At 68.1% G+C, this 24,277-nt stretch carries 28 protein-coding genes and 1 other RNA gene; 11 read left to right on the top strand and 18 right to left on the bottom strand.

Translation table 11 applies throughout. The features are described from left to right. The first annotated feature begins 12 nt into the window (after positions 1-12). The 3 genes from KBY70_RS01710 (at position 13) to ftsH (ending at position 3,758) form a co-directional block, all read left to right on the top strand. Positions 13-1,242, top strand: coding sequence for an ABC transporter permease (locus KBY70_RS01710; protein WP_254987148.1), 1,230 nt, complete (start codon positions 13-15; stop codon positions 1,240-1,242). 143 nt (positions 1,243-1,385) lie between these two features. After that, positions 1,386-1,679, top strand: a complete 294-nt coding sequence (locus KBY70_RS01705) for a DUF1830 domain-containing protein (protein ID WP_198953860.1) — start codon at positions 1,386-1,388, stop codon at positions 1,677-1,679. A 123-nt stretch (positions 1,680-1,802) separates the two neighbouring features. After that, positions 1,803-3,758: an ATP-dependent zinc metalloprotease FtsH gene (ftsH, locus tag KBY70_RS01700; protein WP_254987147.1), complete on the top strand. Its 1,956-nt coding sequence runs from the start codon at positions 1,803-1,805 to the stop codon at positions 3,756-3,758. An 87-nt stretch (positions 3,759-3,845) separates the two neighbouring features. Here ftsH and clpP read toward each other — a convergent pair whose 3' ends face one another. Further along, the gene (gene clpP, locus KBY70_RS01695) at positions 3,846-4,463 is read right to left on the bottom strand and encodes an ATP-dependent Clp endopeptidase proteolytic subunit ClpP (RefSeq protein WP_254987201.1); all 618 of its coding nucleotides are present in this window, start codon (positions 4,461-4,463) and stop codon (positions 3,846-3,848) included. A 49-nt stretch (positions 4,464-4,512) separates the two neighbouring features. On the opposite strand from clpP, the gene psb29 reads away from it, so the two are divergent. Continuing rightward, entirely contained in the window at positions 4,513-5,259 is a 747-nt protein-coding gene (gene psb29, locus KBY70_RS01690; protein WP_094560441.1) for a photosystem II biogenesis protein Psp29, read from the top strand. Here the strand turns inward: psb29 and KBY70_RS01685 are convergent. From KBY70_RS01685 to petN, 4 genes are all read right to left on the bottom strand, one after another. Continuing rightward, complete coding sequence (locus tag KBY70_RS01685) at positions 5,195-6,583, bottom strand: hypothetical protein (protein ID WP_254987146.1); 1,389 nt, start codon at positions 6,581-6,583, stop codon at positions 5,195-5,197. The genes psb29 and KBY70_RS01685 overlap by 65 nt on opposite strands. Continuing rightward, on the bottom strand, positions 6,580-7,689 hold the full coding sequence (locus tag KBY70_RS01680) for a CofH family radical SAM protein (RefSeq protein ID WP_261355891.1): 1,110 nt from the start codon (positions 7,687-7,689) through the stop codon (positions 6,580-6,582). Before KBY70_RS01680 ends, KBY70_RS01685 begins: the two co-directional genes overlap by 4 nt. A gap of 143 nt (positions 7,690-7,832) precedes the next feature. After that, a complete protein-coding gene (locus KBY70_RS01675) occupies positions 7,833-7,985 on the bottom strand; it encodes a hypothetical protein (RefSeq protein WP_158217050.1) in 153 nt (50 codons plus the stop codon). Positions 7,986-8,005: 20 nt separating this feature from the next. Next, on the bottom strand, positions 8,006-8,107 hold the full coding sequence (gene petN, locus KBY70_RS01670; protein WP_094560276.1) for a cytochrome b6-f complex subunit PetN: 102 nt from the start codon (positions 8,105-8,107) through the stop codon (positions 8,006-8,008). A gap of 149 nt (positions 8,108-8,256) precedes the next feature. On the opposite strand from petN, the gene clpS reads away from it, so the two are divergent. Both clpS and KBY70_RS01660 read left to right on the top strand, forming a co-directional pair. Then, complete coding sequence (clpS, locus tag KBY70_RS01665; protein ID WP_094560437.1) at positions 8,257-8,547, top strand: ATP-dependent Clp protease adapter ClpS; 291 nt, start codon at positions 8,257-8,259, stop codon at positions 8,545-8,547. Continuing rightward, positions 8,547-8,864, top strand: coding sequence for a DUF2103 domain-containing protein (locus KBY70_RS01660; protein ID WP_094560275.1), 318 nt, complete (start codon positions 8,547-8,549; stop codon positions 8,862-8,864). The genes clpS and KBY70_RS01660 overlap by 1 nt, the downstream gene beginning before the upstream one ends. Here the strand turns inward: KBY70_RS01660 and KBY70_RS01655 are convergent. Further along, entirely contained in the window at positions 8,819-9,250 is a 432-nt protein-coding gene (locus KBY70_RS01655) for a hypothetical protein (RefSeq protein ID WP_254987144.1), read from the bottom strand. The two genes, KBY70_RS01660 and KBY70_RS01655, sit on opposite strands and share 46 nt — an antisense overlap. A gap of 78 nt (positions 9,251-9,328) precedes the next feature. Here KBY70_RS01655 and KBY70_RS01650 point away from each other — a divergent pair, with 78 nt between their 5' ends. Further along, positions 9,329-9,976, top strand: a complete 648-nt coding sequence (locus tag KBY70_RS01650) for an NAD(P)H-dependent oxidoreductase (RefSeq protein ID WP_094560273.1) — start codon at positions 9,329-9,331, stop codon at positions 9,974-9,976. 42 nt (positions 9,977-10,018) lie between these two features. Here KBY70_RS01650 and ssrS read toward each other — a convergent pair. The 3 genes from ssrS to KBY70_RS01635 all read right to left on the bottom strand — a co-directional run bounded on the left by ssrS (position 10,019) and on the right by KBY70_RS01635 (position 12,417). After that, positions 10,019-10,202, bottom strand: a non-coding RNA gene (ssrS, locus tag KBY70_RS01645) — 6S RNA. 26 nt (positions 10,203-10,228) lie between these two features. Further along, positions 10,229-11,440, bottom strand: a complete 1,212-nt coding sequence (locus KBY70_RS01640; protein WP_254987143.1) for a 5-(carboxyamino)imidazole ribonucleotide synthase — start codon at positions 11,438-11,440, stop codon at positions 10,229-10,231. A gap of 65 nt (positions 11,441-11,505) precedes the next feature. Beyond that, entirely contained in the window at positions 11,506-12,417 is a 912-nt protein-coding gene (locus KBY70_RS01635; protein WP_254987142.1) for a carbohydrate ABC transporter permease, read from the bottom strand. Positions 12,418-12,507: 90 nt separating this feature from the next. Between KBY70_RS01635 and aroB the strand changes: the two genes are divergently transcribed. Further along, positions 12,508-13,629 carry a 3-dehydroquinate synthase gene (gene aroB, locus KBY70_RS01630; protein WP_254987141.1) on the top strand — a complete coding sequence of 374 codons (1,122 nt, stop codon included), beginning with the start codon at positions 12,508-12,510 and terminating at the stop codon, positions 13,627-13,629. Here aroB and KBY70_RS01625 read toward each other — a convergent pair. Continuing rightward, on the bottom strand, positions 13,614-14,045 hold the full coding sequence (locus KBY70_RS01625) for a PT domain-containing protein (RefSeq protein ID WP_254987140.1): 432 nt from the start codon (positions 14,043-14,045) through the stop codon (positions 13,614-13,616). The genes aroB and KBY70_RS01625 overlap by 16 nt on opposite strands. 99 nt (positions 14,046-14,144) lie before the next feature. On the opposite strand from KBY70_RS01625, the gene KBY70_RS01620 reads away from it, so the two are divergent. Further along, on the top strand, positions 14,145-14,411 hold the full coding sequence (locus KBY70_RS01620) for a Nif11 family protein (protein ID WP_254987139.1): 267 nt from the start codon (positions 14,145-14,147) through the stop codon (positions 14,409-14,411). Here KBY70_RS01620 and KBY70_RS01615 read toward each other — a convergent pair whose 3' ends face one another. The 4 genes from KBY70_RS01615 to KBY70_RS01600 form a co-directional block, all read right to left on the bottom strand. Further along, positions 14,412-15,803 carry a Rieske 2Fe-2S domain-containing protein gene (locus KBY70_RS01615; protein ID WP_254987138.1) on the bottom strand — a complete coding sequence of 464 codons (1,392 nt, stop codon included), beginning with the start codon at positions 15,801-15,803 and terminating at the stop codon, positions 14,412-14,414. 64 nt (positions 15,804-15,867) lie between these two features. Further along, on the bottom strand, positions 15,868-16,671 hold the full coding sequence (locus KBY70_RS01610; protein WP_254987137.1) for an ABC transporter permease: 804 nt from the start codon (positions 16,669-16,671) through the stop codon (positions 15,868-15,870). Between the two features lie 3 nt (positions 16,672-16,674). Then, positions 16,675-17,409, bottom strand: a complete 735-nt coding sequence (locus tag KBY70_RS01605; RefSeq protein ID WP_094560431.1) for an ABC transporter permease — start codon at positions 17,407-17,409, stop codon at positions 16,675-16,677. Positions 17,410-17,459: 50 nt separating this feature from the next. Further along, the gene (locus KBY70_RS01600; protein WP_254987200.1) at positions 17,460-18,458 is read right to left on the bottom strand and encodes an ATP-binding cassette domain-containing protein; all 999 of its coding nucleotides are present in this window, start codon (positions 18,456-18,458) and stop codon (positions 17,460-17,462) included. Positions 18,459-18,555: 97 nt separating this feature from the next. Between KBY70_RS01600 and KBY70_RS01595 the strand changes: the two genes are divergently transcribed. After that, entirely contained in the window at positions 18,556-19,248 is a 693-nt protein-coding gene (locus KBY70_RS01595; RefSeq protein ID WP_254987136.1) for an SDR family oxidoreductase, read from the top strand. On the opposite strand, the gene KBY70_RS01590 is transcribed toward KBY70_RS01595, so the two are convergent. Next, positions 19,214-20,383, bottom strand: coding sequence for a class I SAM-dependent methyltransferase (locus KBY70_RS01590; protein WP_315859671.1), 1,170 nt, complete (start codon positions 20,381-20,383; stop codon positions 19,214-19,216). The genes KBY70_RS01595 and KBY70_RS01590 overlap by 35 nt on opposite strands. A 92-nt stretch (positions 20,384-20,475) precedes the next feature. Between KBY70_RS01590 and KBY70_RS01585 the strand changes: the two genes are divergently transcribed. Next, positions 20,476-21,294: a TPM domain-containing protein gene (locus tag KBY70_RS01585; RefSeq protein WP_254987135.1), complete on the top strand. Its 819-nt coding sequence runs from the start codon at positions 20,476-20,478 to the stop codon at positions 21,292-21,294. Here the strand turns inward: KBY70_RS01585 and KBY70_RS01580 are convergent. The 3 genes from KBY70_RS01580 to KBY70_RS01570 all read right to left on the bottom strand — a co-directional run bounded on the left by KBY70_RS01580 (position 21,286) and on the right by KBY70_RS01570 (position 24,247). Then, positions 21,286-22,002, bottom strand: coding sequence for a glycoside hydrolase family 104 protein (locus tag KBY70_RS01580; RefSeq protein WP_254987134.1), 717 nt, complete (start codon positions 22,000-22,002; stop codon positions 21,286-21,288). The two genes, KBY70_RS01585 and KBY70_RS01580, sit on opposite strands and share 9 nt — an antisense overlap. Before the next feature lie 251 nt (positions 22,003-22,253). Next, positions 22,254-23,363: a hypothetical protein gene (locus KBY70_RS01575; RefSeq protein WP_254987133.1), complete on the bottom strand. Its 1,110-nt coding sequence runs from the start codon at positions 23,361-23,363 to the stop codon at positions 22,254-22,256. After that, complete coding sequence (locus KBY70_RS01570) at positions 23,357-24,247, bottom strand: TIGR04168 family protein (RefSeq protein WP_254987132.1); 891 nt, start codon at positions 24,245-24,247, stop codon at positions 23,357-23,359. The genes KBY70_RS01575 and KBY70_RS01570 overlap by 7 nt, the downstream gene beginning before the upstream one ends. Positions 24,248-24,277: the final 30 nt, after the last annotated feature.

The following is a 24,277-nucleotide window of genomic DNA, read 5'->3' as shown; positions in this document are numbered from 1 at the left end:
CAGCACGTGCCCATGGCTTCGAAATTGCCCGTCGGTGAAACCGTGGGCATGGCTCTGACCACCCTGCGGGCCAACCGGCTGCGCAGCCTGCTCACGATGCTCGGCATCGTGATCGGCAATGCCTCGGTGATCACCTTGGTGGGCGTGGGACGGGGAGCCCAGAACCTGGCCGAAGGCCAGCTCAGCAACCTCGGCGCCAATGTGTTGTTTGTGGTGCCGGGCAACAACGACACCCGGCGCCAGGGCATCGACTTCCCCAAAACCCTCGTGCTCGAAGACGCCGAGGCGATCGCCGAGCAAGTGCCCAGCGTCAAACGGGTGGCGCCCCAGATCACCCTGAGCGAGGTGATTCAAGCCGGCGGCATCAGCAGCACCGCCTCGGTATCGGGAGTGACACCCGAGTTTCTGCCGGTGCGTCAATTTGAGGTGGCCCAGGGCCGTTTCTTCTCCGCCAGCGACCTCAGCAGCGCCCGCAACGTCACTGTGGTGGGGCCCGATCTGGGCGCCAAGATGTTTCCCGGCAAGGCGCCGGTGGGGCGCCAACTGCGCATCCGCAACCAGCTGTTCGAGGTGATCGGCGTGCTGGAACCCAAGGGGGCGGTGTTTGGCCAAAACCAGGACGAAAACGCCTACGTGCCGCTCACGACGATGGTGAGCAAGCTCTCCGGCCGCGATCCCACCTACGGCGTCAACCTCAACTTCATCAGCGTCGAGGCCCGCGACGAACAGAGCACCGGAGCCGCGAGCTTTCAGATCACCAACCTGCTGCGCCAACGGCACCGGATCCTGCGGGAGGACGACTTCGCCGTGCGCTCCCAGAAGGACGCCCTGACAATCGTGAGCACGATCACCGGTGGACTCACCTTGATGCTGGCAGCCATCGGCGCCGTGTCGCTGCTGGTGGGCGGCATCGGCATCATGAACATCATGTTGGTGTCGGTGAGCGAGCGCACCGAGGAGATCGGTCTGCGCAAGGCCCTCGGCGCCCGCAGCGGCGACGTGCTGCTGCAGTTTCTGGTGGAGTCGCTGGTGCTGGCCAGCCTCGGCGGCGTGATCGGCAGCGCCGTGGGCATCGGCACGGTGGTCATGGTGGCCGCCGTTACGCCGTTGCCCGCCACGATCGGAGCCGCCACGGTGCTGGCCACGGTGGGGCTGTCGGGCTCGATCGGCCTGTTCTTCGGCGTGGTGCCGGCCCGCCGCGCCGCCCGGTTGGATCCAATCGTGGCCCTGCGCAGCCTCTGAGCCAGCCGCGCCAGACCCTCTTTGCTCCAGCCCAACCGGCCCGCAAAACCGAAGAAACTATTAAAAACCTAAAAACGTGGCGTTCGTCACCAAATCCGCACGTGAGGCGATGGCTTCATGGTGTGCCCTCACCAGAACTGGCCTTGACTCTGCTCTCGTGCGGCTACCGCAACACCAGGGATCGCATGGTGATCCTGCGCTGCGTCGGACCCGAGCAGTTTTTCCTCGAACGGGTGGTGTTTCCGTTTGAGCTCCTCAGCTTTCAATGCCCGCCACTAAGCGTGATCAAGATCTGGACCCATGGCCTCGGCGGTCCTGAACTGGTCGAAACAATCCAGGCCCAGGAGTTGCTGGTTGAGCCACCCAGCAGTCCTGCCCAGCTCGAAGCCCTCGCCGGTGCCAGCTTCAACGAGCTGCCCTGGGCGCAAGCAGGCTGAAGAAGGGTTCGATGGTGCACAGAGCGCCAGCCTGCCTTTGTTGAATTCGGCGTGAACAAGCACATCCAGGGAAGCTACAGCGGTCCGCAGCGCCGTTACACTTGTTAAGAATGTGTCTCAGCTATGAACCAGCGCTGGCGTCTGATTGCCCTCTGGCTGCTGCCCCTGGCGGTGGTTGCCTTTCTCGGATGGCAGTTGCTGAGCAGCGGAGGCACGGCCCGCTTCAATCCCAATAATTCCGCCAGTCCCACCGTTGCGCCCCGCAATGCGGCGGTAGCCCGGATGAGCTACGGCCGCTTCCTTGACTACGTCGACGCCGGACGCGTGACGGCCGTAGACATCTTTGATGGTGGCCGTAGCGCCGTGATCGAAGCGGTGGATCCCGACCTCGACAACCGGGTGCAGCGGCTGCGGGTGGATCTTCCAGGAGTGGCGCCGGAGCTGGTGAACAAGCTCAAGGATCAGGGCATCAGCTTCGACATCCATCCACCCAAAACCGCCCCTCCGGCTCTGGGACTGCTGGGCAATCTGCTATTCCCGCTGCTGCTGATCGGTTCGCTGGTGTTCCTGGCCCGTCGCGGTAACGGCATGCCTGGCGGCCCCGGCCAAGCGATGCAGTTCGGCAAGACCAAGGCCCGCTTTGCGATGGAGGCCGAAACCGGCGTCAAATTTGACGACGTGGCCGGCGTGGAAGAAGCCAAGCAAGACCTACAAGAGGTAGTGACCTTCCTGAAAACGCCGGAGCGCTTCACCTCCGTGGGCGCCAAGATTCCCAAAGGCGTGCTGCTGGTTGGGCCTCCAGGCACCGGCAAAACCCTTCTGGCCAAGGCCATTGCCGGCGAGGCCGGCGTGCCCTTTTTCTCCCTTTCCGGTTCGGAATTTGTGGAGATGTTCGTGGGCGTGGGTGCCAGCCGGGTGCGCGACCTGTTCAAGCGGGCCAAGGAAAACAGCCCCTGCTTGATCTTCATCGACGAAATCGATGCGGTAGGCCGCCAGCGTGGCGCCGGCGTGGGAGGTGGCAACGACGAACGGGAGCAGACCCTCAACCAGCTCCTGACGGAGATGGACGGCTTCGAGGGCAACAGTGGCATCATCATCATTGCCGCCACCAACCGGGCCGACGTGCTCGATTCGGCGCTGCTACGCCCCGGCCGCTTTGACCGCCAAGTGCAGGTTGACGTGCCCGACATCAAGGGGCGCCTGTCGATCCTGAATGTGCACAGCCGCAACAAAAAGCTGGCGCCGGATGTGAGCCTCGAAGCCGTCGCACGCCGCACCCCTGGCTTCTCAGGCGCCGACCTGGCCAACCTGCTCAACGAAGCGGCGATCCTCACCGCCCGCCGCCGCAAGGAAGCCACCACCTTGGCCGAGATCGACGACGCCGTGGACCGGGTGATCGCCGGCATGGAGGGCAAACCGCTCACCGACGGGCGCAGCAAGAGGTTGATCGCCTACCACGAGGTCGGCCATGCCCTGGTGGGCACCCTGGTGCAGGCCCACGACCCGGTGCAAAAGGTGACGCTGATCCCCCGGGGTCAGGCCCAGGGCCTCACCTGGTTTTCCCCCGATGAAGAGCAGATGCTGGTGAGCCGGGCCCAGCTGCGGGCAAGGATCATGGGCGCCCTGGGCGGCCGCGCTGCTGAGGATGTGGTGTTCGGCTATGCGGAGGTCACCACCGGTGCTGGCGGCGACATCCAGCAGGTGGCCTCGATCGCCCGCCAGATGGTGACGCGCTTCGGCATGAGTGACCTCGGCCAGGTGTCGTTTGAAGCGGGCAACCAAGAGGTGTTCCTCGGCCGCGACCTGATGACCCGCAGCGACGGCTCTGATCGTCTTGCCAGCAAGATCGATGACGCCGTGCGCCAGATCGTGCAGAGCTGCTACGCCGACACGGTGAAGCTGGTGGCGGAGCACCGCGCCTGCATGGACCGGGTGGTGGAGCTTCTGATCGAGAAGGAAACGCTCGATGGTGAAGAGTTCCGCGCCATCGTTGCCGAATTCACCACAGTCCCCGAGAAGGAGCGTTTCTCGCCCCTTCTTTCTGATGCGGCTGTGGCTGAACCAGCCCCTGCTGCTTAAACCAGACCCAAAAGCCCCCCCGTGGATCAACCTCGGGAGGGACTTTTTTGAAACCTCGCTGGGCCTCAGATCAGTCGAAGCTGAGCTTCAAACGGGTCGAACGGGACGCTTCTCGATCACCTTGTCGATCAGGCCATACTCCACCGCCTCAGCCGGCGACATGAAGAAGTCGCGGTCAGTGTCCTCTTCGATGCGCGGCAGGGGCTGGCCGGTGCGATCGGCCAGCTCCGTGTTGAGCTTCTTTTTGAGATAGAGAATCTCATCGGCCTGGATGCGGATGTCGCTGGCCTGGCCGCGGGCACCGCCCAGGGGCTGGTGAATCATGATCCGCGAGTGGGTGAGGCTGCTGCGCTTGCCCTTGGTGCCGGCGCAGAGCAGGAAGGCTCCCATCGAGGCGGCCAGCCCCACACAGACGGTCTGCACATCGGGCTTGATGTGTTGCATCGTGTCGAAGATGCCGAGGCCGTCGTACACCGATCCGCCGGGGGAGTTGATGTAGAGGAAGATGTCTTTCTCCGGATCTTCCGCTTCCAGAAACAGAAGCTGGGCCACCACGCGGTTGGCCGACTCTGACGTGACCGGTTCGCCCAGGAAGATGATTCGCTCCCGCAACAGACGGGAATAGATGTCGAATGCGCGTTCACCCCGGCCCGACTCTTCAATCACGATCGGGATCATGGAGCTGTTGGAGCGACTGGACCCGATCCTACTGAGCCTGGGCGGCTAGGGTCGGCGGATCTTGGCCCGATTCAGCGTGAGCGCAGCCCTCACCGTTGCCGACAGCAAGCGTGCCTTCCACCGCACCTTTCCCCACGTGATTGCGCCGCTCTACCGGCGCCTGGTGGATGAGCTGCTGGTAGAGCTGCACCTGCTCAGCCGCCAGAGCGGCTTTCGCAGTGATCCCCTGTTTGCCTGCGGGCTGATTCAGGTGTTCGACAGCTTTGCCAAGGGCTATCGCCCCGACAGCCAGCGGGAGCCGCTGTTGGCAGCGCTCTGCTCCGCCTCAGGCTTTGATGCCGCCGCCCTGCGTCAGCAGCGCGATCAGGCCATGGCCGCCATGGGCAGCCACAGCGTCGAGCAGGTGAAGCAGTGGATCGAGCAGGAAGGGGCCGGTGCACCCGAGCCGGTTGCAGCTGCTTTGGCGAGCATCCGCCGGCCCGACTTTCACTACTCCCGGCTGATGGCAGTCGGCCTGCTGAGCCTGCTGGAGCAGGCCCAGGGAGCTGATGCCATGGATCCCACGGCCCTGCGCAGCTACGCCCACGACCTGGGCAGCGCCATGGGCCTGCTGCGCGATCGACTCGACAAGGACATCAGCCTCTATGCCAACAATCTCGAGAAGATGGCCCAGGCGGTGGAACTGATGGAGGAAACCGTTGCCGCTGAGCGCCGCAAACGCGAACGGCAGCAGCAAGCTGCTGAGGCTGCACCCAGCGCTAGCGAGCCACCGGCGGACGCTGGGAGCGAAGCTGCAACTGAAGCTGCCCCGTCAGCTGGCTGAGGGGCGAGCCGAGCACTCCGGCGCCACTGGCCGCATGCATGGCCACCAGATCCAGCTGGGCGGCCTGCTGCACCAGCTCCGGCAGCTCCGGAGGCAGCAAGCCCAAGCGGGCCAAGGCCTGGGGGCGAGCCCGCAACACCGTTGCCCCAGCTGAGCCGGGCAGCCCGAGGGACGGGGTGGGAGCGGCAAGGGTTGGATTGGCAAGGGTCGCAGCGAAGTTGGCCAAGGGGGGCTCAGGCCCCAGATACAGAAGCAGTTGGGGCTCGCCCGAGGCGGCCAGCACCCAGCGCCAGCCACCCACCACCAGGCCATCCTCGCGGCGCCAGCTGATGGCGGGCAGGGCAGCTGAGCCGGTGCGGGTCGCGGCAAGACCCTGCGCCTCCAGCGGCGCCACCAATCCATCCAGCAGCTGGGTCCAGGGGCGGCATTCGCCGCTGACATGCAACTGAACCTCAAGACCGGCCTGAAACGGCCCCTGAGCCAGCGGCCGCACCCGCAGCACAAAGGGAACCCGGCGCAGCAGGGTCAGCTGGCCATCACCGATGCCATAGCGGGCCGCCAAGGGTTCGCGGATCAACTGGCGGCTGAGCAGTCCCTGCACCAGCGCATCCAAAACTGGGCCGCGCCACTCCAGCAGCAAATCGGCGGGCAGAGGCGGCAGCGGTGGAGCCGGTTGGGGCCGGCCGGGGGCGCTCAGGAGGCCGCTGGCGGCACTCGCCTCGCCCGTCAGGCCCAAGCTGGCCCCCTCCAACCGCAGGCTCAGGCAACCCTCCTGGAAACGCTGGAGCAGGGGCGCCATCGGTCCAGCCATCACCCCGAGGCCGAGGGGCGCCCAGAACACCGCCTGCTCCTGCTGCAGCCGCAGCAGACAGCGCTGCTCCAGGCCGCGGCGCTGGCGCTGGGCCAGCCGCAGCTGGTCTTGCAGCAGCCGCTGGGAGAGCGGATCGGCCGCCACCACCACCAGGTCATCGACCCGCAGGCTGTGGGGCGGCAGGCCACTGGCGGCGCGGGCCGTGAGCGCCGGGGGCAGGGTGTGGGCGGGGAACGCCAGATAGGCACCGCCATCGCCATCGCGCCCCCAGAACTGCCACCACACCCGCCGCTGCTGCTGCCAGACGTTGCGGGCCAGGGCTGGCCCTAGCCGCTGGCTCCACAGGGCCGGCACGGGGCGCTGCGGCGAGGCGGGAAAGCTCTGCATCAGCGCCGCCTGACCCATCAGCCGCTCCAGGCCCTGGGCCCGCGGCCGGGGCCAGCGCAGCAACGCACCAGCCGGCACCAGCACCAGCAGGGCAGTGAGGGCCGCGGTCCAACGCAAACGCGTCATGCCACAGCCCCGTAGAGGGTGGTGCGGCGGCGCACCGGACGGCCCAGCTGACGGGCTGCTGCCTCGAGAGCCTCGGGCGACTGGCAAGTGCCGCCGCTGGCCCCCGCCATCGTGGTGATGTGCTCCTCCATCAGGGTGCCGCCCAGGTCGTTGCAGCCCCAGCGCAGGGCTTCGGTGGCGCCGGCGAGGGTGAGCTTCACCCAGCTCGGCTGGTGGAAGGGAAACCAGGGCCCCAGCAGAATCCTGGCCTGGGCCGTGAGCCGCAGCATCGCCGCGGCATCGGGCTGGTCGCGCCGCACCCGGGCCCGCAGGGCGGCCGGCGCCGAGGCGCCCACGAACGGCAGCAGCACAAACTCCGTGAAACCCTGGCGTTGATGCTGCCAGGCATAGCGCTGCACGGCCACCAGGGTGAGCAGATGGGCCGCCCGATCGGCCGGGCCCTCGATGTGGCCGGCCATCAAGGTGCTGGTGGACGGCAGCCCGTGCTGATGGACCTGCAGCATCACCGCCACCCAGTCCCGCGCCGTCAGCTTCTCGGGGCAGAGCACCCGCCGCACAGGCTCACTCAGCACCTCGGCTGCCGTACCCGGCACCGAGCCCATCCCCGCCGCCTGCAGCCGCTCCAGCACATGATCCAGGGGCACACCGTCGTGCTGGGCGAAATACAGGAGCTCCTGGGGGGAGAAGGCATGTAGATGCAGGCCCGGGGCAGCTTGCTGCAACCGCTGCAGCAGCCGTTCGGCGTAGGCCAGCTGGCTGCCCTCCACGGTGGCCGCGGGGTTAAGGCCGCCCTGGATGCAGAGCTCGGTGGCGCCGGCATCGCAGGCCTCGGCGGCCCGCCGCTCCAGGTCCGCTTCAGCAAGCCAGTAGGCACCCGGTTCACCGGCATCGCGGCGAAAGGCGCAGAAGCTGCAGTGCTTGATGCAGTGGTTGGACACGTTGAGGTTGCGGTTCACCACGTAGGTGACCGTGTTGCCCGCCAAGACGTGCCGCAGGGCATCGGCGGCGCCGCGCAGGTGCTCGTCGGCCGCGCCGCTGCTGGGCTGACTGAGCAGGGCCAGGGCTAGCGGTGTCAAGGCCCGAGGCAGAGCTGCAGGATCAGTCAATTCCTCGCCGGATCCAGCCGCAGCGTGGAGATCGGCGATGGCCTCTAGTAAGTCAGACAGGGAGCCGGGCGCCACCTGCTCGGGTGGCGGCACCAACAGTTCATCTGCCGTGTGCCAGGCCCAGTCGGCGAGCCCGGCAGCAATCACGAGCGTCGCTTGCCTTCAAGCGCCTTGCGGCGACGGCGATCTCGCCACTCAACGGTGGAGAGGTAGATCACCCCACCACTGACAAACACCAGCAGCAAGGCGGCGATGGCCGACAGCAGCTGGGGGAGGGAAATGGGCAGCTCAGGCACCGAAAGTTGCCGGGCCGCGGTCAGAACTTGATGCTGTTGTCGCCATGACGACCCCAGACCACCATCGCGATCGAGAAGCTGAAGAGGGCTGCCAGCGACGCCCAACCCAAAGTGATCAACATGGCGCTGCCATCAGTCGTTGGCGGCACTTTACCTAGGGTGGGCCCATCAGGCGTCTGCGGTAGAGGTCTTGGTGATGGATGGTTGGGCTGTTGTGGAAGGTGAAACTGTTGTGGATGTTTGGGCTAGGGATGGGGTTCAGCCGGTGCTGATGGTGAGTTCCTCCCCCACCGCCGTGCAGGAGCGGCAGCGGCTGCGCCAGCCCTACCCCCACTTCAAGGTGGTGGTGCTCGACGACGACGTGAACACCTTCCAGCACGTTGTGGAGTGTCTGGTGCGCTTGATCCCGGCGATGCAGCCAGATCAAGCCTGGGCCCTGGCGCACCGCATCGACAGTGAGGGCTCGGCAGTGGTGTGGTGCGGGCCCCAGGAGCAGGCCGAGCTCTACCACCAGCAACTCGGAGCCGAAGGGCTGACCATGGCACCCCTGGAGCCCGCCTGATGGGCCGGGTGGTGATCACCCACAGCACCTACGTCGAGGGCCTGGTGCCACTGCTCAAGCGACTGGCCCGCTGCCCCGGCATCGACACGGTGACCCCAGCGGTGATCAGCCGGGTGCGAGGCCGCAGCGCCCAGCTGCGGCTGCGGGTGTCAGCCCCAATCACCGGTGGCCACAAGCTGGTCGCCCGGCGCGGCAGCAGTGCCCAGGAGGTGTTCGTGGTCACCGGCTGGAGCCGTGAGCAACTGCAGCAGCAGTTGGATGCGCTGTTGGGTCAGGCGTCGCCCAACAGCAATTCGCCGGATGGCGATCGCTCGTAAACCGCTGGCGCCCGGAAGCGCGCATAGGCGCCCCCCTCGCGAAACCAACTGCCGGGCTCCAAGTACAGCCCATCGGGCTGGAGCTGCCAGCGCTGCTGCAGATAGGCGGTGTAGTCGTTCGCGTTGACCTGGGGGGCCTGCCAGTGCACCACCGCAAACGCCAGGGCCCGCACCCGCACGATCCCACCACTCGACTCCTGGATCTCCTCCTCGAGCAGAAAGGTGCGGAAGCGATCGCGCACCCCGCTGGAGGGAGCCGGCGCACCGTCTTCGATCAGCCTGCCCTCCAGCGGATATTTGCGCAAATAAAGCTCCCGGGCCCTGGGAAAAACCGGCCCCGGAGCAAGGCAGAGCAACGACTCAAAAGCCTGCTGAAAGGACTCCATCGAGGCAGGGGGGCAGAACCCGTCTTCAACAACCATGGCGTCCAGAATGCCGCCTGATCCCGCCCCCTGTCGCCGCCCATGCCGATCACCCCAGCCCAGCTCGATGGGGCCATGGCGTGGCGCTATGCCACCAAGGTGTTCGACCCAAGCCGCCGGATCGACGCGGCCACCTGGAGCGCCCTGGAGAACGCCCTGGTCCAGAGCCCGTCGAGCTACGGGCTGCAGCCCTGGAAATTCCTGGTGATCCGCGAGCCAGCCGTGCGCGAGCAGCTGCGGCCCGAGTCGTGGAACCAGAGCCAGATCACTGACGCCTCCCATCTGGTGGTGTTTCTGGTGCAACGCCACATCGGCCCCGCGGAAGCCGACCGACTGATCACAACCATGGCCCAGACCCGCGGCCTCGATCCCGCCGATCTGGCCTCCTACCGCCAGATGATCGACGTTGATCTAATCAACGGCCCCCGCAGCCAGCAGATCGAGCGCTGGGCCAGCAACCAGGTGTACATCGCCCTGGGCACCTTGATGACGGCCGCTGCCCTGCTGGAGGTGGACACCTGCGCAATTGAGGGCTTCGACCCAGCGGCCTATGACCGCATCCTGGGGCTGGATAACGCGCCCTACCGCAGCTGCGTGGTGTGCGCCGTGGGCTACCGCTCGGCCAGCGACAAGTACGCCAGCCTGACCAAGGTGCGCTACTCGGCTAGTGAGCTGATCGAAGTGCGCTGACCGAAGTGCGCTGAAGGCGCAGGGGTGATCAGGTTGGAAATGGGGTGGACCGCCGTGCCGTTTTGCCCCAGTGTTCGACCTGGTGGAACCAGAAGGGGGGTCAAGGGCGGGGCGCCGTTTCCGGCTACGAGGCCGGCTTACGTTGCTTCCGCTGCAGACCCCCCATGTCGAAAAGGGAGTCAGATCAGAAAACTGTAAAAGGCAGTGACCAACGCGGCAGTCCTCTGGCACTGTAGGCCGATTTGCGCCGAGTCAGCCCGGTTCCTCGGGCGATGGCGCCATGGCACTTGGTGCCACCGCCGGGGGTAGGGGCCAGATCAGGCGCACCTGCTCCAGCAGCTGCTGCGCCTGATCGTCCCGCTCCTGGGGAGTGACGCCCTCCAGCAGCAAGGTGACATGGCCCAGCTTGCGCCCCGGGCTGGACCCCTGCTTGCCGTACCAATGCACCGTGGCCTGGGGCAGGGCCGCGAGAGCGTCGCGTTGGCTCTGGTAGTCGACGTCGGAGCTCTCAAAACCGAGCAGATTCACCATCAGAGCCCCAGGCACCTGCAACTCCACGGGTCCCATCGGCAGGCCGGCAACGATGCGCACCTGCTGCGCAAACTGACTGGTGTGGGCTGCCTCGATCGTGAAGTGGCCGGAGTTGTGGGTGCGGGGGGCAATCTCATTGACCTGGAGGCCGCCCGGTCCGTAGAAAAACTCAATCGACAGCACCCCCACATAGTTGATGGCGGTGAGAAGGGAGGCAGCGATGTTGCGGGCGTAGGCCTGCACCGCATGGGGCACGGACGCCGGTGCCAGCACCCAGTCACACACCTGCTGATGCTGGTGGGTCTGCACGAGCGGGTAGCACTGCAGATTGCCGGCCCGGTCGCGGCAGGCGAGCTGGGAAAGCTCCAGATCAAAGGACACCAGCTCCTCGAGGATCCAGTCGCTGGGGGGAATGCGGGCCAGCAGCGCCTGGAGATCCTCCGGCCCCTGGAGCACGGCCGTGCCCTTGCCGTCGTAGCCGCCGGTGGAGGCCTTGGCCATCAGGGGGTAGGAGAAGCCATCCGGCAACACCCCATCGGAGGGCAGATCACACCAGCGGGGAGCCGGCAAACCCAACTGCTGCAGCAACTCACGTTGGCTGCGCTTGCTCACCAATGGGGAGAGCGCTTCCAGGCTGGGCAGGAAACTGATGCCGTCAAAACTGAGCGGCGCCAGGGCTGGCAGGTCGACCCACTCATTTTCAAAAGTGATGGCGCTGCAGCGGCGGGCCAGCTCGCGGGTGGCAGCGATGTCGTCAAGTTCGGCCTCCACCACGCTGGTGGCCAGGGCTGTGGCGGGATCGTGGGCCCCCGGGGTTTGCACATGCAGAGGCACATGCAGCTGCTGGGCCGCCGCCGCGAGCATCCAGGCCAGCTGGCCGCCACCCACCACGCCGATGGATGGCATCAAGGGGGTGGCTGTTGGCTCGGCCATAGGTGTTGGCTGAGTCGGGAATCGCCCCTTCTCGATGGCAATCCATCAGGTTACGGCGCCGGGGGTCAGCTGAATCCGCGGTCGCCGGCGAACAGATACCGCACCAGGCTGAGCAGCAGCACGATCAGAAACAACGCCAGCCCGATCGTGCAGGCGTAGCTGATCTCCAGCTCGGCGAAGGCCTGGTCGTAGACGTAATAGACCAGCGTGCGCGTGGAGTCGGCCGGTCCTCCCTGGGTCATCAGGTAGACCTCCTCAAACACCTTGGTGGCGGCAATCGCCGAAATCACCGCCACCAGGGTGATGTAGGGGCGCAGCAGGGGCAGGGTGATGTCGAGGTGCTTGCGCAGGCCTTCGCTGCCATCGAGCGCCGCCGCTTCGTAGAGGTCGGGGGAGATGCCCTGCAAGCCGGCCAGAAATATCACCATGTAGTACCCCAGCCCCTTCCACAGGGTGACGAGCATCACCGAGGGAAGCGCCAGCAGCGGCGAAGTGAGGAAACCGATGGGCTGAAAAGAGCCAGGCAGAGGGGCACTCAGCCAGCCGTCGCGCAGAAGCGCGCTCAACCAGCCGTTGATCAAGCCGTTTTCGGCGTAGATCCAGCGGAAGGCGATCGCCGCCACCACGATCGACACCAGCACCGGCGTGTAAAAGGCGCCTCGAAACCAATGAATCCCCGGCAGCTGGCGGTTGACCAGCACCGCCAGGGCCAGGGCACCGATCACGATCGGGGGAACGACACCCACCAGGTAGAGAAAAGTGGTGCCGGTGACCCGGAAAAACATCGGATCGGCCAGCAGCCGCCGCACGTTGGCCAGGCCCACGAAGCGCAGGGGCTCACTCACATCCAGGCCAGCCTGGCTGACGCTCATCACCAGGGCCATCGCCGCCGGGATCAGCACCGACAGCCCGATCAGCACCAGGGCCGGCAGCAGAAAACCCCAGGCTGTGGCCGTGCGGGGGGCGGAGAGAGACATGGACAACTCCGGGTCGTTCCATTGTGGAACCCGCTGCCACAGTGCTGTCCCAGGGGCGGCTTTAGCCTCAGGCGACGCCCGCCCCTACCGATGACTGCGACCCCAGCCGCCTGCCCGCTGCGCACCATCGCGGTAGAGCTCAGCGCCAACCCCTACCCGGTGGTGATCGGCGCCGGCGCCTTGGCCGGCCTGGGCGAGCAGATTCGCGCGCGGGGCTTCAAGGCCGGCACCAAGGTGCTGTTGGTGACCAACCCCGTGGTGCAGGAGCACTACGGCGCCACCGCCCTGGCCAGCCTGCAGGCCGCCGGCTTCGACGCCAGCACCCTGGTGATTGAGGCGGGCGAAGACCAGAAAACACCTGCCACCGTGGGGCTGATCCACGACGCTGCCTTCACCCGCAAGCTGGAGCGGGGCTCGCTGATCGTGGCCCTGGGCGGCGGCGTGGTGGGCGACATGGCGGGATTTGCCGCCGCCACCTGGCTGCGCGGCATCGCCGTGGTGCAGGTGCCCACCACGCTGCTGGCGATGGTGGATGCGGCCATCGGCGGCAAAACGGGCGTCAACCACCCCGGTGGCAAGAACCTGATCGGCGCTTTCCACCAGCCGCGGCTGGTGCTGATCGATCCCACCACCCTTTCCACCCTGCCGGAGCGGGAATTTCGAGCCGGCATGGCCGAGGTGATCAAGTACGGCGTGATCGGCGACACCGAGCTGTTTGCTGCGTTGGAGGCAGCCGGCAACCTCAGCGCGATGGCAGCGGTGGTGCCCGAGCTGCTGCAGACCCTGCTGGAGCGCTCCGCCGCAGCCAAGGCCCGTGTGGTGGCCGCCGATGAACACGAGGGCGGCCTGCGGGCGATCCTCAACTACGGCCACACCCTGGGCCATGTGGTGGAAGCCCTCTGCGGCTACGGCACCTGGCTGCATGGCGAGGCGGTGGCCATCGGCATGGCCGCCGCCGGCGAGATCGCCTTGGCCATGGGCCTCTGGAGCGCTGCCGAGCAGCAACGCCAGCTGGCCCTGATTGAAGCGGCCGGCCTGCCCCACCGCTGGCCGGAGCTCAACCCCGAAGCGGTGCTCACCTGCCTACAAGGGGACAAGAAAGTGCGCGACGGCCAGGTGCGCTTCGTGCTACCTACAGCGATCGGCAGCGTGGAGATCCGCAGCGACGTGAGCGAGGCGATCATCCGCCGCGCGCTCTACGCCTCCCCGTAGGCATCTTCCAGGGCCGTTTCCAAGGTGGTGATCAGCAGCACCAAGGCCGCCCGGGAGTCGAGGTCGGGGCCGGTCACGGCTGAGATCCAGCGATGACAAAGCCCCTCGATCTGCTGAAACAGGTCGCCGCCGGCAGCCAGGGTGGCCATCACCCGCTCCACGCTTTGCTCATCGGCCTCCGGCGGCAAGCCCACCACGTAGCGGCGACCGTCATCGCCGACATAGGTGAGCTGGCCCTGCTCATCCATCACCGGCGTGGCATGGGGTGTGATCGGTGGCGGCGGCTCCACCTCAAAACCCTCTTCAGCGCGGTCCCTGGGTTGATCCCCGGGTTGATCCCCGGGTTGATCCCCGGGTTGGTCTCCGGGTTGGTCCCCGGGTTGATCCCCGGGTTGATCCGTGGGTTTGTTCACCATCACCCAGGCCCGGCTTTTCTCCCTCCTAGCTAGGGCCGCCAGCCCGGATTGCCAATCGTCTGAGGGCGCCGATCAGCAGCCCTGATCCTTCCGCGCTTGGTGACGAACGGAACCTTGCACCCTGGCGCTGCGCTGGGCATGGTGAGAGGCCCGGACGGCCGCGCGATGAGCTGGAGCGAACTGGAACGGTTGGTGGAAGACGCCGAAGCCGACACCACAGTGCAAAGGGCGCTGCGGCACTGCCGCTCCCAGCAGGAGCTGGTGCTGGCCTCCCGCCAGCTGGGCTATCGCATCACCCGTGTCGACCTGCTGCGGGCCTGGCAACTCCACTGCCGCGAGCAGCCCCTGCGCCAGGGAAGGGGCTGATCAGGCGTCACGCCGATCCAGGGCATTGCGGGGCGGATGGCCGTCGCCGCGCAGCAGCAAGCGCTCCCAGCGGTTGAGCTGGCGCAGCAGCAGTGCCGTGAAGCCCAGGGCCACCAGCAGGCCAACGCGAGCAGCGGCTCCCGGCAGCCAGGCCGCCAGCACCAGCTCCAGTCCCAAGGCCACCAGCACCAGCGGCCGCCAGCGGCGCACACCCCGCAGGGCACCGGAGCAGGCCCGGCAATGGCGGGTGTGGCTGTCGTAGCGGTCCATCAAGGCCGCCCGACCCCAGCGGGGAGGGAGGGCGCTGCCGGGAGCCGGTGGTCCAGCGATGGTGTTGACCCAGTTGTGCAGCGCCTGCACGTAGACATCGGCGCTGGTGGGCAGGAAGCAGGCCTGGGCCAGGGCGCCGCTGCCGCCCCGCTCCGCCAGAACCCGCTCCTGGCCGTGCAGAAACACCTGGTCGTCTTCGAGCACCGTGTGGTTGCCGAGGTGCTGCAGCCACACCGGCCGGGCGCGCAGCAGCAGCCGCGGCAAGGCCGAGCGGAATTGGAAGGGAAAGCGGGCAAACAGGCGGCATTCCCCAGCCCGGATCGGCGTCGCGTACACGACGGTCATGAACCGGGCGAACCCCTTGGCGGTGAGGTCGTGCCACATCAGGCCCGGGGCCACGAAGGTGGTGAACTGGCTGCCGAGCTTGCCCCGCCGCGGCCCCTCCGGCCAGGCCAGGGTGAACCCCTCGGGCCCGGAGCTGGTGAGCTCGGCGGCAACGGGCGCGGCGTTCTGGCGGCGGCCCACGGTGCGGTGGTGGGTGAAGGGCACGTGGCTCACGTCGAGCACGTTTTCCAGCAGGGTGAGGGCATCCATCGGCAGGTCGCGGAAGGTGTCTTGCACCAGCCAGCCGGACTCCTCCAACACCGGCACCAGGGGCAGGGGCGCCGTTGCCGCCCGCTCCGGGTCGCCGGCGAACACAAACAGCAGCCCCTGGCCGGTGGCCGTGGCATAGGCGCGGCAGGCACTGCGGGCACTGGCGCAGGCGGTGGCAACCGCCCCGGGATCGGCCTGGGGGATGGCGGTGCAGCGGCCCTCGCCGTTGAAACTCCAGCCGTGATAGGGGCACTCCAGTTCACCCCGGCCGTTGAGCCGGCCTTCGCTGAGGGGCACGAGCCGGTGGGGGCACACGTCGGCGAAGGCGCGCCACTGGCCGGCGGCAGCGTCCCACCAGAGCACCAGGTCCTGTTCCAGCAGGGTGAAAGCCGTGGGTTGGCGGGGATCCAGATCCTGGAGGTAGGCCACCGGATACCAGCGCTGCTGCCAGTGCTCTTGCCAGCGCTCCTGGCTGGCGGCATCGCTTGCGGCATCGCTTGCGGCAACAACGGTGGGGGACACAACCATGGAGAAACCGCCGAGAAGACGAAAGGGTTGGCGCTGATGATGGCGCGCCGTCGCTGGAGGCCGCTCAACTCGATGCCGAGGTGTAGGAACGCTGGGCGAAGCGCCACAGCAGCCGGCTGCCCGCCAGGCACAGCGCCGCCACCAGCAGCGAACCGATGGCCCACAGCGCCGAGCCCCGGCCCAAAAGCGCCTCGGCCGGCACGGTGGTGAGAAAGGCCACGGGCAGCACGAAGGTGAACAGCAACCTCAGTGCCGGCGGATAGGCGCTCACCGGATAGCGACCGGCGACCAGCGTGTAGCGCAGCACCTCGGTGGCATTCCACACCTTCACAAACCAGATGCTCAGAGCCGCCAGCACAAACCAGAGGCTGTAAAGGATCGCGAGGGCGGCCAGCAGCAGCGCCAGGGGCAGCAGCACGGCCCCGGGCGAGCGCAGGCCAGCTGCAGCCTCGGGGCCGCCCTGGGCCAGGGCCCAGCCGATCAGCCCCAACCCCGCTGCAACCGCCGGCAGGCCCCAGGGTGACACCGTGCGGGCCGAGAGCCAGAACTGGCTGTCGATCGGCTTGAGCAGCACGTAATCCAGGGTGCCCGTCTGCACGTGGCTGACGATGCGGCTGAGGTTGGGCTGCAGCACGCAGGTGGTGAAGCCATCCAGAAGGGTGTAGAGCCCCAGCACCACCAGCGCCCCGCTCCAGCTCCAGCCCCCCAGGCTGGGGCCGCCGGCAAACAGCAGCTGCAGCACAAACAGGCTGCCGGCCAGGTTGCCCAGCACCGACACGAATTCAATCGCCGCATTGAGCGGATACTCGAGCTCGGCCGCCAGCGAGGTGCCCCAGAAGCAACGCAGGCTGCGCCAGTAGCGCTTCATGCTTCAGGCCCCCATCGCCGAGTAGCGCCGCAGGCCGGCCCGCCACAGCACACGACTGATCGGCCAGAGCAGCAGACACCAGGCAGCGATGGCGCCGAATCCCAGCGCCACATTCACCGGCTCACCGGCCAGCAGCCGGGCCGGGAAATCCACCATCCAGGGAAAGGGCGTGGCCAGGGCCAGCCGCCGCACCGCCGGCGGAAAGGTGTCGAGCGGGGCCACCAGACCGGAGAGAAACAGGTAGGGGATCAACAGCAGGCGATCCAGCGCCGCCGCCCGCTCGCTCCAGAAGCACAAGGTGGTGACGATCACCTGCAACACAAACCGCAGCAGGAAGGCTGCCTGAATCGCCAGCAGTCCCAGCAGCAGCTCAGCAGGCGAAGGCCACCACAGCACCCCCGGCGCTGCCAGCCCCACCACCACCAGCATCAGCAGCACAAACGGCACGCGAGTGGCCTGCTCGCTGAAATGAGCCGCCAGGTAGCGCCACAGCGGCGCCAGGGGCTGCAGCAGCAGGGGCGAGAGGCGGCCCTGCAGGGCATCCTCCTCAAACACGTGGATCAGCCACACCACCGTGAACTGGCGCACCACAAACGCCGCCAGGAAATAGTGGCTGATCTGCTGGGGCGTCAGGCCCGCCGCTACGCCGGCGCCCGAGCCGCTCCACACCCCCAGCATGATCAGGGGCAGCACGCCCGAGAGGGCCCAGAGGGCGATCTCGGCCCGGTATTCGAGCATCAGCGCGTACTGGCTGCCCAGCAGCGCCCGCGCCACGCGCCAGGCCCAGCTCAAGGCACCCCTCCCGTCACCGAAGCCTCCCCGCGCTGGCGAAACAACCCACCGATCAGCTCCTCGATCGGTGGATCACTCACCTCCAGATCCACCACCGCAAAGCGCTCCAGCAGCACCGCCACCCGCTCGGTGAGCTGCGCGCGCGGCACCAACAGCCGCACCTGGTGGCCCTGGTGCGCCTCGATCACACCAAAGCCCGCGAAGGCCTCGGTTGGTTGCAGGTCGGCTAGCTCCAGGCGCACCTGGCGGCAGGGGGCCAGCCGCTGGGTGAGGTCGGCGAGGGAGCCATCGTGGAACAGCTGACCCTGGTGGATCAGCAGCACCCGCGGGCAGAGGGCGGTGATGTCGCCCATGTAGTGGCTGGTGAGCAGCACGGTGGCGCCGGTGCGGCGGTTGTAGTCGGCCAGGAAATCGCGCACCCGCGCCTGGGCATTCACATCCAGCCCAAGGGTGGGCTCATCGAGAAACAGCACCGAGGGCCGGTGCAGCAGCGCCGCCAGCAGCTCGGCCTTCATGCGCTGACCGAGCGAGAGCTTGCGCAGGGGGCGCTGCAGCTCGGGACCCAGCTCCAACATCTCGGCCAGCTCGGCGATGCGGCGCCTCGCCTCGGCCTCCTCGATGCCATACACCGCCGCATTCACCCGCAGCGAATCGAGGGCCGGAAGGTCCCAGATCAGCTGCTGGCGGTTGCCCATTACCAGGGTGATCTGGCGCAAGAAGCGGGCCTGACGCCGAAAGGGCTCGTGGCCTGCCACCTCCAGCTCGCCACCGCTGGGGTGGATCAGGCCGGTGAGCATCTTCAAGGTGGTGGTCTTGCCGGCGCCATTGGGGCCCAGGAAGCCAACGATCTCCCCGGGCTCGATCGTGAAGCTGATTCCATCCACCGCCAACACATCGCGATGGCGCCGCCGCAGCAGATGCTGGATTGTGCCGGCCAGGCCAGGCTGCTTCTCGCTGATCCGGTAGGTCTTGCTCAGCCCCCGGGCCTGAAGGATGGGCCCCGCCACAGTGCACCGCTGATGGAGCAACCGTAGTCAGCCCACTGCAGCCCCGAGGCGAGCAACATGGACCTGGCGTGAATGAGCAGCAGCAATGGGCCTGGTGGCGGTAACGGGAGCGTCTGGCAAGACCGGCTGGCGGGTGGTGGATGAAGCCCTGCGGCGGGGCCTGGCGGTGCGGGCGATCGTGCGGCCCGGCTCGGTGCTGCCGCCGGCCCTGGCGGAAGCCGAGCAGCAAGGGCGGCTGGAGGTTCGGCGGCTCGATCTCAGTGCCACCGAGGCCCTCCATGCCGCCCTGACCGGCTGCGAGGCCCTGGTGATCGCCACCGGTGCCCGCCCGTCGGTGGATCTCACCGGGCCGCTGAAGGTGGATGCCTTCGGCGTGCGCGACCAGATCCAGGCCTGCCGGGCGGTGGGGCTGGGGCGGGTGGTGCTGGTGAGCTCCCTCTGCGCCGGCCGCTGGCAGCACCCACTGAATCTCTTTGGCCTGATCCTGGTGTGGAAGCGCCTGGGCGAGCGCTGGCTCGAGCAGAGCGGCCTCGACTGGACCGTGGTGCGGCCCGGCGGGCTCAGCGAAGACGACAGCCGCAGCGAGCGCGAAGGGGTGGTGTTCAGCGGAGCCGACCAGCAGGAGAGCGACAGCATTCCCCGCCGGCTCGTGGCCCGGGTGTGCCTCGATGCCCTCTCCACGCCGGCCGCGATCGGCCGGATCATTGAGATCACCAGCAGCCCCAGCCAGCCAGCCAAGCCCCTCAGCCAGTGGCTGACGGCCCAGGCTCCAGGCTGAAGCGGGGCGCCTCCAGGGGGACGGCGCGGCCGTAGGCCAGCCAGCGGAAATCGCCCAGGGCCCGCGGATCCACCAGCCGCAGCAGGGCCTCACGCCGGGCCAGCAGGGTGGCGAGCTCGGTGGCGCTGCCCTGCTGCAGGCCATGCAGGCGTTCCGCCAGACCCAGAGCCAGCAGGGCCTCCCCCTGGCGCGCCTGGCCCAGGAGCTGCCAGCCACTGGCGGCGGCAGCGCCATCCACGCTCTCGATGCAGAGGTGGGCGGTGAGATCCCAGGCGCCCGGATCCGCCAGGGGATCGTCGCTGGCCTGCTGGCCCCGGTAGGCCATCAGGGTGCCGTTGCTGCGCTGGGGGGCGTAGTAACGCCAAGCCTCCAGGGCGTAGTCGATCACCAGCAGCTGGCCCGCCGTCAGGGCGGCCGCCGCCTCGGCCAACCAGGGGGTCAGGCCGGGATGGAGCTCGGTGCTCCAACCCGGCGGGCGCTGGGGGGAGGGGGGCAGGAGCCCCAGGGGGTCGAGTTGGGCGGCCGCGTCGGGCTCCAGGGGCGCGCCGGGCTCCAGCCGCAACGAGGGCTCGCCATCCGCCCCCTCGTGCAGGGCCACCACCTGCTGGCGCCAGAGCGCCCCGTCCCAGATGATCCGCTCCACCGCCAGGGCATCGAGCACCTCGTGGGCCAGCATCACGCCGCGCACGGGAGCAGCCGCCAGCTCCGCGAAGCTGACCCAACGGCAGGGCAAGGGGCACGAAGCCAGGAGCTGGCGCTGCCGCGCAGCCATGCCGGCATTGGGCTCCACCAGCACCAGCTCAAGGCGCTCCGCCAGCTGGGGCCAACCGGCGGCCAGGGCCTCGGCCAGCTGCAGGGCCAGGCTGCCCTCGCCGGGGCCCGTTTCCACCAGGGCCAGGGGGCCGGGGGCAGCGGCAGCCGAGGCCTGCAGCCAGTCGGCGAGCTGGGGAGCCAGCAGGGCCGCGAAATCTGGACCTAGGGAGGGGGCCGTGGCGAAGTCGCCCGCCGGACCGATGCGCAGCCGGCCCGCCCCATAGGCGCCGTGCAACGGATCGTGCAACACCCACTCCATGTAGATGCGGAAAGGCACCGCCCCGCCGGCGGCCTCAAGGCGCTGCAGCAGCCAGGTGGGCACGGCGCCGCTCGGGCTCGGATTCACGCTCGGGCGCCTGTTCAGGGAGAATACATCTTCCCTGAGGCCGGTGGATGGGTCGCGTTCTGACTGCGATGAAAAAGGCCCTGACAAAGACCCTGACTACGACCCTGGCCTCGCTGCTGCTGGTGCTCACCTGCTGGCTGGGCGTGGGCATCGCGCCGGCCTTCGCCTACGACAACCCCGACCTGCTGCCCGACCACCCCACCCCGGTGATCGACCTGGCCAAGGCCCTCACCGATGGCCAGCGCACCAGCCTGGAGGACAACCTCAACCGCTTCGAGGCCGACACCGGCTGGAAGCTGCGGGTGCTCACCCAGTACGACCGCACCCCCGGTCAGGCGGTGAAGAGCTTCTGGGACCTCGATGAGCGCAGCCTGCTGCTGGTTGCCGATGAGCGTGGCGGCAACCTGCTCAATTTCAACGTGGGCGATGCCCTGTTTGCGCTGATGCCGCGCACCTACTGGGTGGAGCTGCAAACCCGCTACGGCAACCAGTACTACGTGCGCGACAACGGCCAGGATGCGGCGATCGTGGACGCCCTGACGGCGGTGGAAACCTGCCTGGTGCAGGGCGGCTGCCAGGTGGTGCCGGGTCTGCCGCGGGAGCAGTGGCTGCTCACCCTCTCCACCTCGGTGCTGGGGGGGCTGGTGGTGGGCTTCGCCGCCTATCCCCGCAAAGAGGGGCGCAAAGTGGAATGGGCCTGGGTGCTGCTGCTCTCGCCCCTTTGGCTGATTCTGTTCGGCGCCCTGGGGCTGGGTCCGATCGTGACCCGCACCAGCGATCTACTGCCGGTGGCCCGCAACACCCTGGCCTTCCTGGGGGCAGCGCTCGCTGCCTACCTGATCGCCGGAGCCACCGTGGGCAAGGCCCGCCTGCGGGACTCAGAGTGAGCTGGTGCGGCTTCTAGGCCCGAGGCGGTCAAGGCTCTCGAGCTGACAGCGCAGCGACGTGGCCGGGGTGCAGGCCGGTTTCGGCGGTTCGACGGCGGCAACGGTGAGCTGGCCGCGCAGGCGCGCCAGGTTGTCGTCGTAGAAGCGCTTGAGGTCATGGAAGCGCTTCACCGGCTGCCCGTAGTAGCTGTGACCCGCCAGGGTCGGGAAGCTGGCCCACTCCGGCGCCAGCTTGGCGGCCAGCAGGGGTGTGAACAGGCCTTGGTCGGCCAGAGCCAGGGCCCCGCGCCGCTGGATCAGAAAGATGGCGCCCTGATCCTGCACCTGGGGACCGAACTCAGCGATGCCCAGGGAACGGGACACCAGATTCCAGGTGAAGGGCATGAATTGATAGGCGCCAGCGGCCGCACTGGCGTAGCGGGCCGTGCGCACCACCCGATCGGGGTGGCGCTCGAGCGACGGCATCAGGCCACCGCCAAACATGATGCGGTAACCGATGTCGTCACCGCCCGCCCAGGTGCCCTCGGCGAAGCGAATGGTGTTGAGCAACGCCCGACGCTCGGGCGTGATCGCGAAGATGCGCGGCGGCGGCGGCAGGGGCAGCGCCAGCGCCGTGTGGGGATGGGCCTGGATCAGCGCGGCAGCAGATGGTTGCTCGGCAGCGCCGGCTCCAGGGGCGACGAGGGCCAGAAGGGCAAGTCCGGCCATGCCAGCCAGCACAGAGCGAGCGGAATGGGAGCTGGGGCAAGGCAGGGTCATACCGGAGCGAATCAGACGGCAAAACCGCCACCAGGCGGCCAAAATTGAAAAAGCGAAATAATTTTTTGGTTCGCGCCAATTTGCCTACCAAACCCTGCCAAATCGACAACATCAGTGCCAATCGCACAAGTGTCCATTGGTGTCAACAATCACCTTGAACGGTTCAGATCACTGACAGTGCCAACCTTTGTCGTCAAAAATCAAAATTGATCTTGGCCAGCAGCCCCTTGCTGGCTCGAGAAGAATCGCTGGACCGCAAAGGTCTCGATGGCCTGGGCCGCCTGGACGTTGCCATCGGCAGCCAGGGGGGCTCCCTGGGGCGGCAACAACGGCTGATCCAGTTGCCAGTCGCCGCTGCGGGCCTGCTCCTGGCTGAGCAGGCGGTGCCAGCCATGGCGCACCAGGGCCGCCTCGAGCACCGGGGCCTCGGCAAAGCCGTCGCGGTGCACCAGGTGCACCCCCACACCGGCACTCAGGGCTTCACAAAAGGAGCTGTAGCCCGGTTTGGTGAGCAGCCGCCCGCACAGCCCCATCACCTCCAGGGGCCGCACGCCTGGGGGCAACAGCCGGGCATTGGGGGCCTCAGCCAGCGGGGGATCGGAGGTGATGAACACATGGTCGGGCCAGCGACCCAGCAGCTCCGGAGCCAGGTTCAGGCCGAGCCCACCGAAGCTGATCAACACGCAACGCTCTCGATCAGACGGCAGGCCCAGCTGCTGGGCCAGGGCCGCAGGGTCGAGCCGGGGCTGGCCGGCCGTTAACCCGATCTCCACCTCAGGGATGTCCCAGTCCATCGGCATGGCCAGGGGGCAGCGCAGCAGCAGATCTCCCTGTCGATAGGCCTCCAGGCTGCGGCGGGCCCAGGGTTGAAACGCCGGCCCCATGGGGCCGTAGATGGACTCCCAGCCGAAGCTGGCCAACCAGATCAGCGGGGCATCCACCCGCCGGGCCAGCTCGGCGGCAGCCGGCGGCACATCCCCCAGCACCAGCAGCGGCTGCCGCTGGGCCACCAGCCAGGCCGCTTCGGCGGCCCACTGCTGGGGCAACTGGGCATCGAGGGCCGTCAGGGCCGCCAGGGTGGCCTCCGGATCCGCGCCCAGGGCATCGGCCTGCACCACCCCCACATCCCAGCGGCAGGGGCGACGTTCAAACGGCACCGGCCCCAGGGCCGTGCGCAGAAAGGTTTCGGGCAGCGCCGTGGACAGCACCAGCCGCCAGCCGGGTTGCCGCTGATGCAGGGCCGTGAGCACGGCGGCGGTGCGGGAGCCATGGCCGAAGCCATGGGCGCTGATGCAGGCAACGATCAGCACGGTGCCAGCTGGGCGGCTTGGCTGGGGGCCTGCCAGAGCCGCTCCTCGTACAGCAGCTCACCGCCCAGGCCATACCAGCGGTGACTGGCGCTGCGCAGCTCCTGCCCCACCAGCTCAACCCAGCTGAAGTGGCGCAGGGCATGACCGGCGCCGTCGGTGCCGTGACGGGGCACGCAGGCGGTGTTGAGGTAGGCGGTGCCGGCCCGGTCGCGGCAGAAGCTCTGGCGCGCCCCCTGCCCCCGCCTGAGCGCATGGTGCATGTGGCCGAACACCACCAGGGGCACGGAGCGGCGGCGGCGGATCTGCTGGATCGCCAGGGAGAGGTCGAGGTCGCCCCAGTCGCAGGCGGGGGGCTTCCAGTCGCGGCCGCAGGGGGAGGCGGCGTCGCTACCGAGGCCGGAGGGGCCGCTGTGGCCCAGGAGCACCAGGGGCCAGTCGGCGGGAGCGGCGGCTGCGGCGGCCGTGATCCGGTCCGCCGACTCCTGCAGGCTCACCGGCCCGCAAGCCGCCTGCACCGCCCGGGAGAGGTTGTAGCCGCCACCGGCCGTGCCAGGCCGGCCCCCCACCACGGCCAGACCCGGCGGGCTGAGGGCCCGCAGCCGCCAGCCGCAGTGCACGTCGCCCAGCAGATCCATCTGGCGCTGCAGGGTGCGGCCGGAGGCGTCCTTGCCGGCGTCGTGGTTGCCAAGGATGCAGGCCACCGGCAGCGGCAGCTGGCGCAGCAGCGCCGGGATCCGCTGCTGGCCATCGCTGAGGTCGCCCACCACCAGCAGGGCATCCGGAGCGAGCGTCGCCAGCAGGGCGTGATCGGTGTGGTCCCAGGCCCCGTGCAGATCACCGGCAATGGCGATGCGGAGCGTTTTCCCCCCGCCGGGTGCCGCCATCTCCGCTGCCTAGGCTGAGGCCATCCTGCA

It is taken from the genome of Cyanobium sp. ATX 6E8 (genome assembly GCF_024346335.1).
Taxonomy (GTDB): domain Bacteria; phylum Cyanobacteriota; class Cyanobacteriia; order PCC-6307; family Cyanobiaceae; genus Cyanobium_A.
This window is presented reverse-complemented; position numbering and strand designations above follow the sequence as displayed.

What these genes read in the sequence shown, in the direction of transcription:
- KBY70_RS01710 (WP_254987148.1), top strand. Translation starts at nt 13, where the DNA reads ATGGCTTCGAAATTGCCCGTCGGTGAAACCGTGGGCATGGCTCTGACC.
- ftsH (WP_254987147.1), top strand. Translation starts at nt 1,803, where the DNA reads ATGAACCAGCGCTGGCGTCTGATTGCCCTCTGGCTGCTGCCCCTGGCG.
- KBY70_RS01685 (WP_254987146.1), bottom strand. Translation starts at nt 6,583, where the DNA reads ATGACGCGTTTGCGTTGGACCGCGGCCCTCACTGCCCTGCTGGTGCTG.
- petN (WP_094560276.1), bottom strand. Translation starts at nt 8,107, where the DNA reads ATGTTGATCACTTTGGGTTGGGCGTCGCTGGCAGCCCTCTTCAGCTTC.
- clpS (WP_094560437.1), top strand. Translation starts at nt 8,257, where the DNA reads ATGGTGAGTTCCTCCCCCACCGCCGTGCAGGAGCGGCAGCGGCTGCGC.
- KBY70_RS01660 (WP_094560275.1), top strand. Translation starts at nt 8,547, where the DNA reads ATGGGCCGGGTGGTGATCACCCACAGCACCTACGTCGAGGGCCTGGTG.
- KBY70_RS01655 (WP_254987144.1), bottom strand. Translation starts at nt 9,250, where the DNA reads ATGGAGTCCTTTCAGCAGGCTTTTGAGTCGTTGCTCTGCCTTGCTCCG.
- KBY70_RS01650 (WP_094560273.1), top strand. Translation starts at nt 9,329, where the DNA reads ATGCCGATCACCCCAGCCCAGCTCGATGGGGCCATGGCGTGGCGCTAT.
- KBY70_RS01640 (WP_254987143.1), bottom strand. Translation starts at nt 11,440, where the DNA reads ATGGCCGAGCCAACAGCCACCCCCTTGATGCCATCCATCGGCGTGGTG.
- KBY70_RS01635 (WP_254987142.1), bottom strand. Translation starts at nt 12,417, where the DNA reads ATGTCTCTCTCCGCCCCCCGCACGGCCACAGCCTGGGGTTTTCTGCTG.
- aroB (WP_254987141.1), top strand. Translation starts at nt 12,508, where the DNA reads ATGACTGCGACCCCAGCCGCCTGCCCGCTGCGCACCATCGCGGTAGAG.
- KBY70_RS01625 (WP_254987140.1), bottom strand. Translation starts at nt 14,045, where the DNA reads ATGGTGAACAAACCCACGGATCAACCCGGGGATCAACCCGGGGACCAA.
- KBY70_RS01615 (WP_254987138.1), bottom strand. Translation starts at nt 15,803, where the DNA reads ATGGTTGTGTCCCCCACCGTTGTTGCCGCAAGCGATGCCGCAAGCGAT.
- KBY70_RS01610 (WP_254987137.1), bottom strand. Translation starts at nt 16,671, where the DNA reads ATGAAGCGCTACTGGCGCAGCCTGCGTTGCTTCTGGGGCACCTCGCTG.
- KBY70_RS01605 (WP_094560431.1), bottom strand. Translation starts at nt 17,409, where the DNA reads ATGCTCGAATACCGGGCCGAGATCGCCCTCTGGGCCCTCTCGGGCGTG.
- KBY70_RS01595 (WP_254987136.1), top strand. Translation starts at nt 18,556, where the DNA reads ATGGGCCTGGTGGCGGTAACGGGAGCGTCTGGCAAGACCGGCTGGCGG.
- KBY70_RS01585 (WP_254987135.1), top strand. Translation starts at nt 20,476, where the DNA reads ATGAAAAAGGCCCTGACAAAGACCCTGACTACGACCCTGGCCTCGCTG.
- KBY70_RS01580 (WP_254987134.1), bottom strand. Translation starts at nt 22,002, where the DNA reads ATGGCCGGACTTGCCCTTCTGGCCCTCGTCGCCCCTGGAGCCGGCGCT.
- KBY70_RS01570 (WP_254987132.1), bottom strand. Translation starts at nt 24,247, where the DNA reads ATGGCGGCACCCGGCGGGGGGAAAACGCTCCGCATCGCCATTGCCGGT.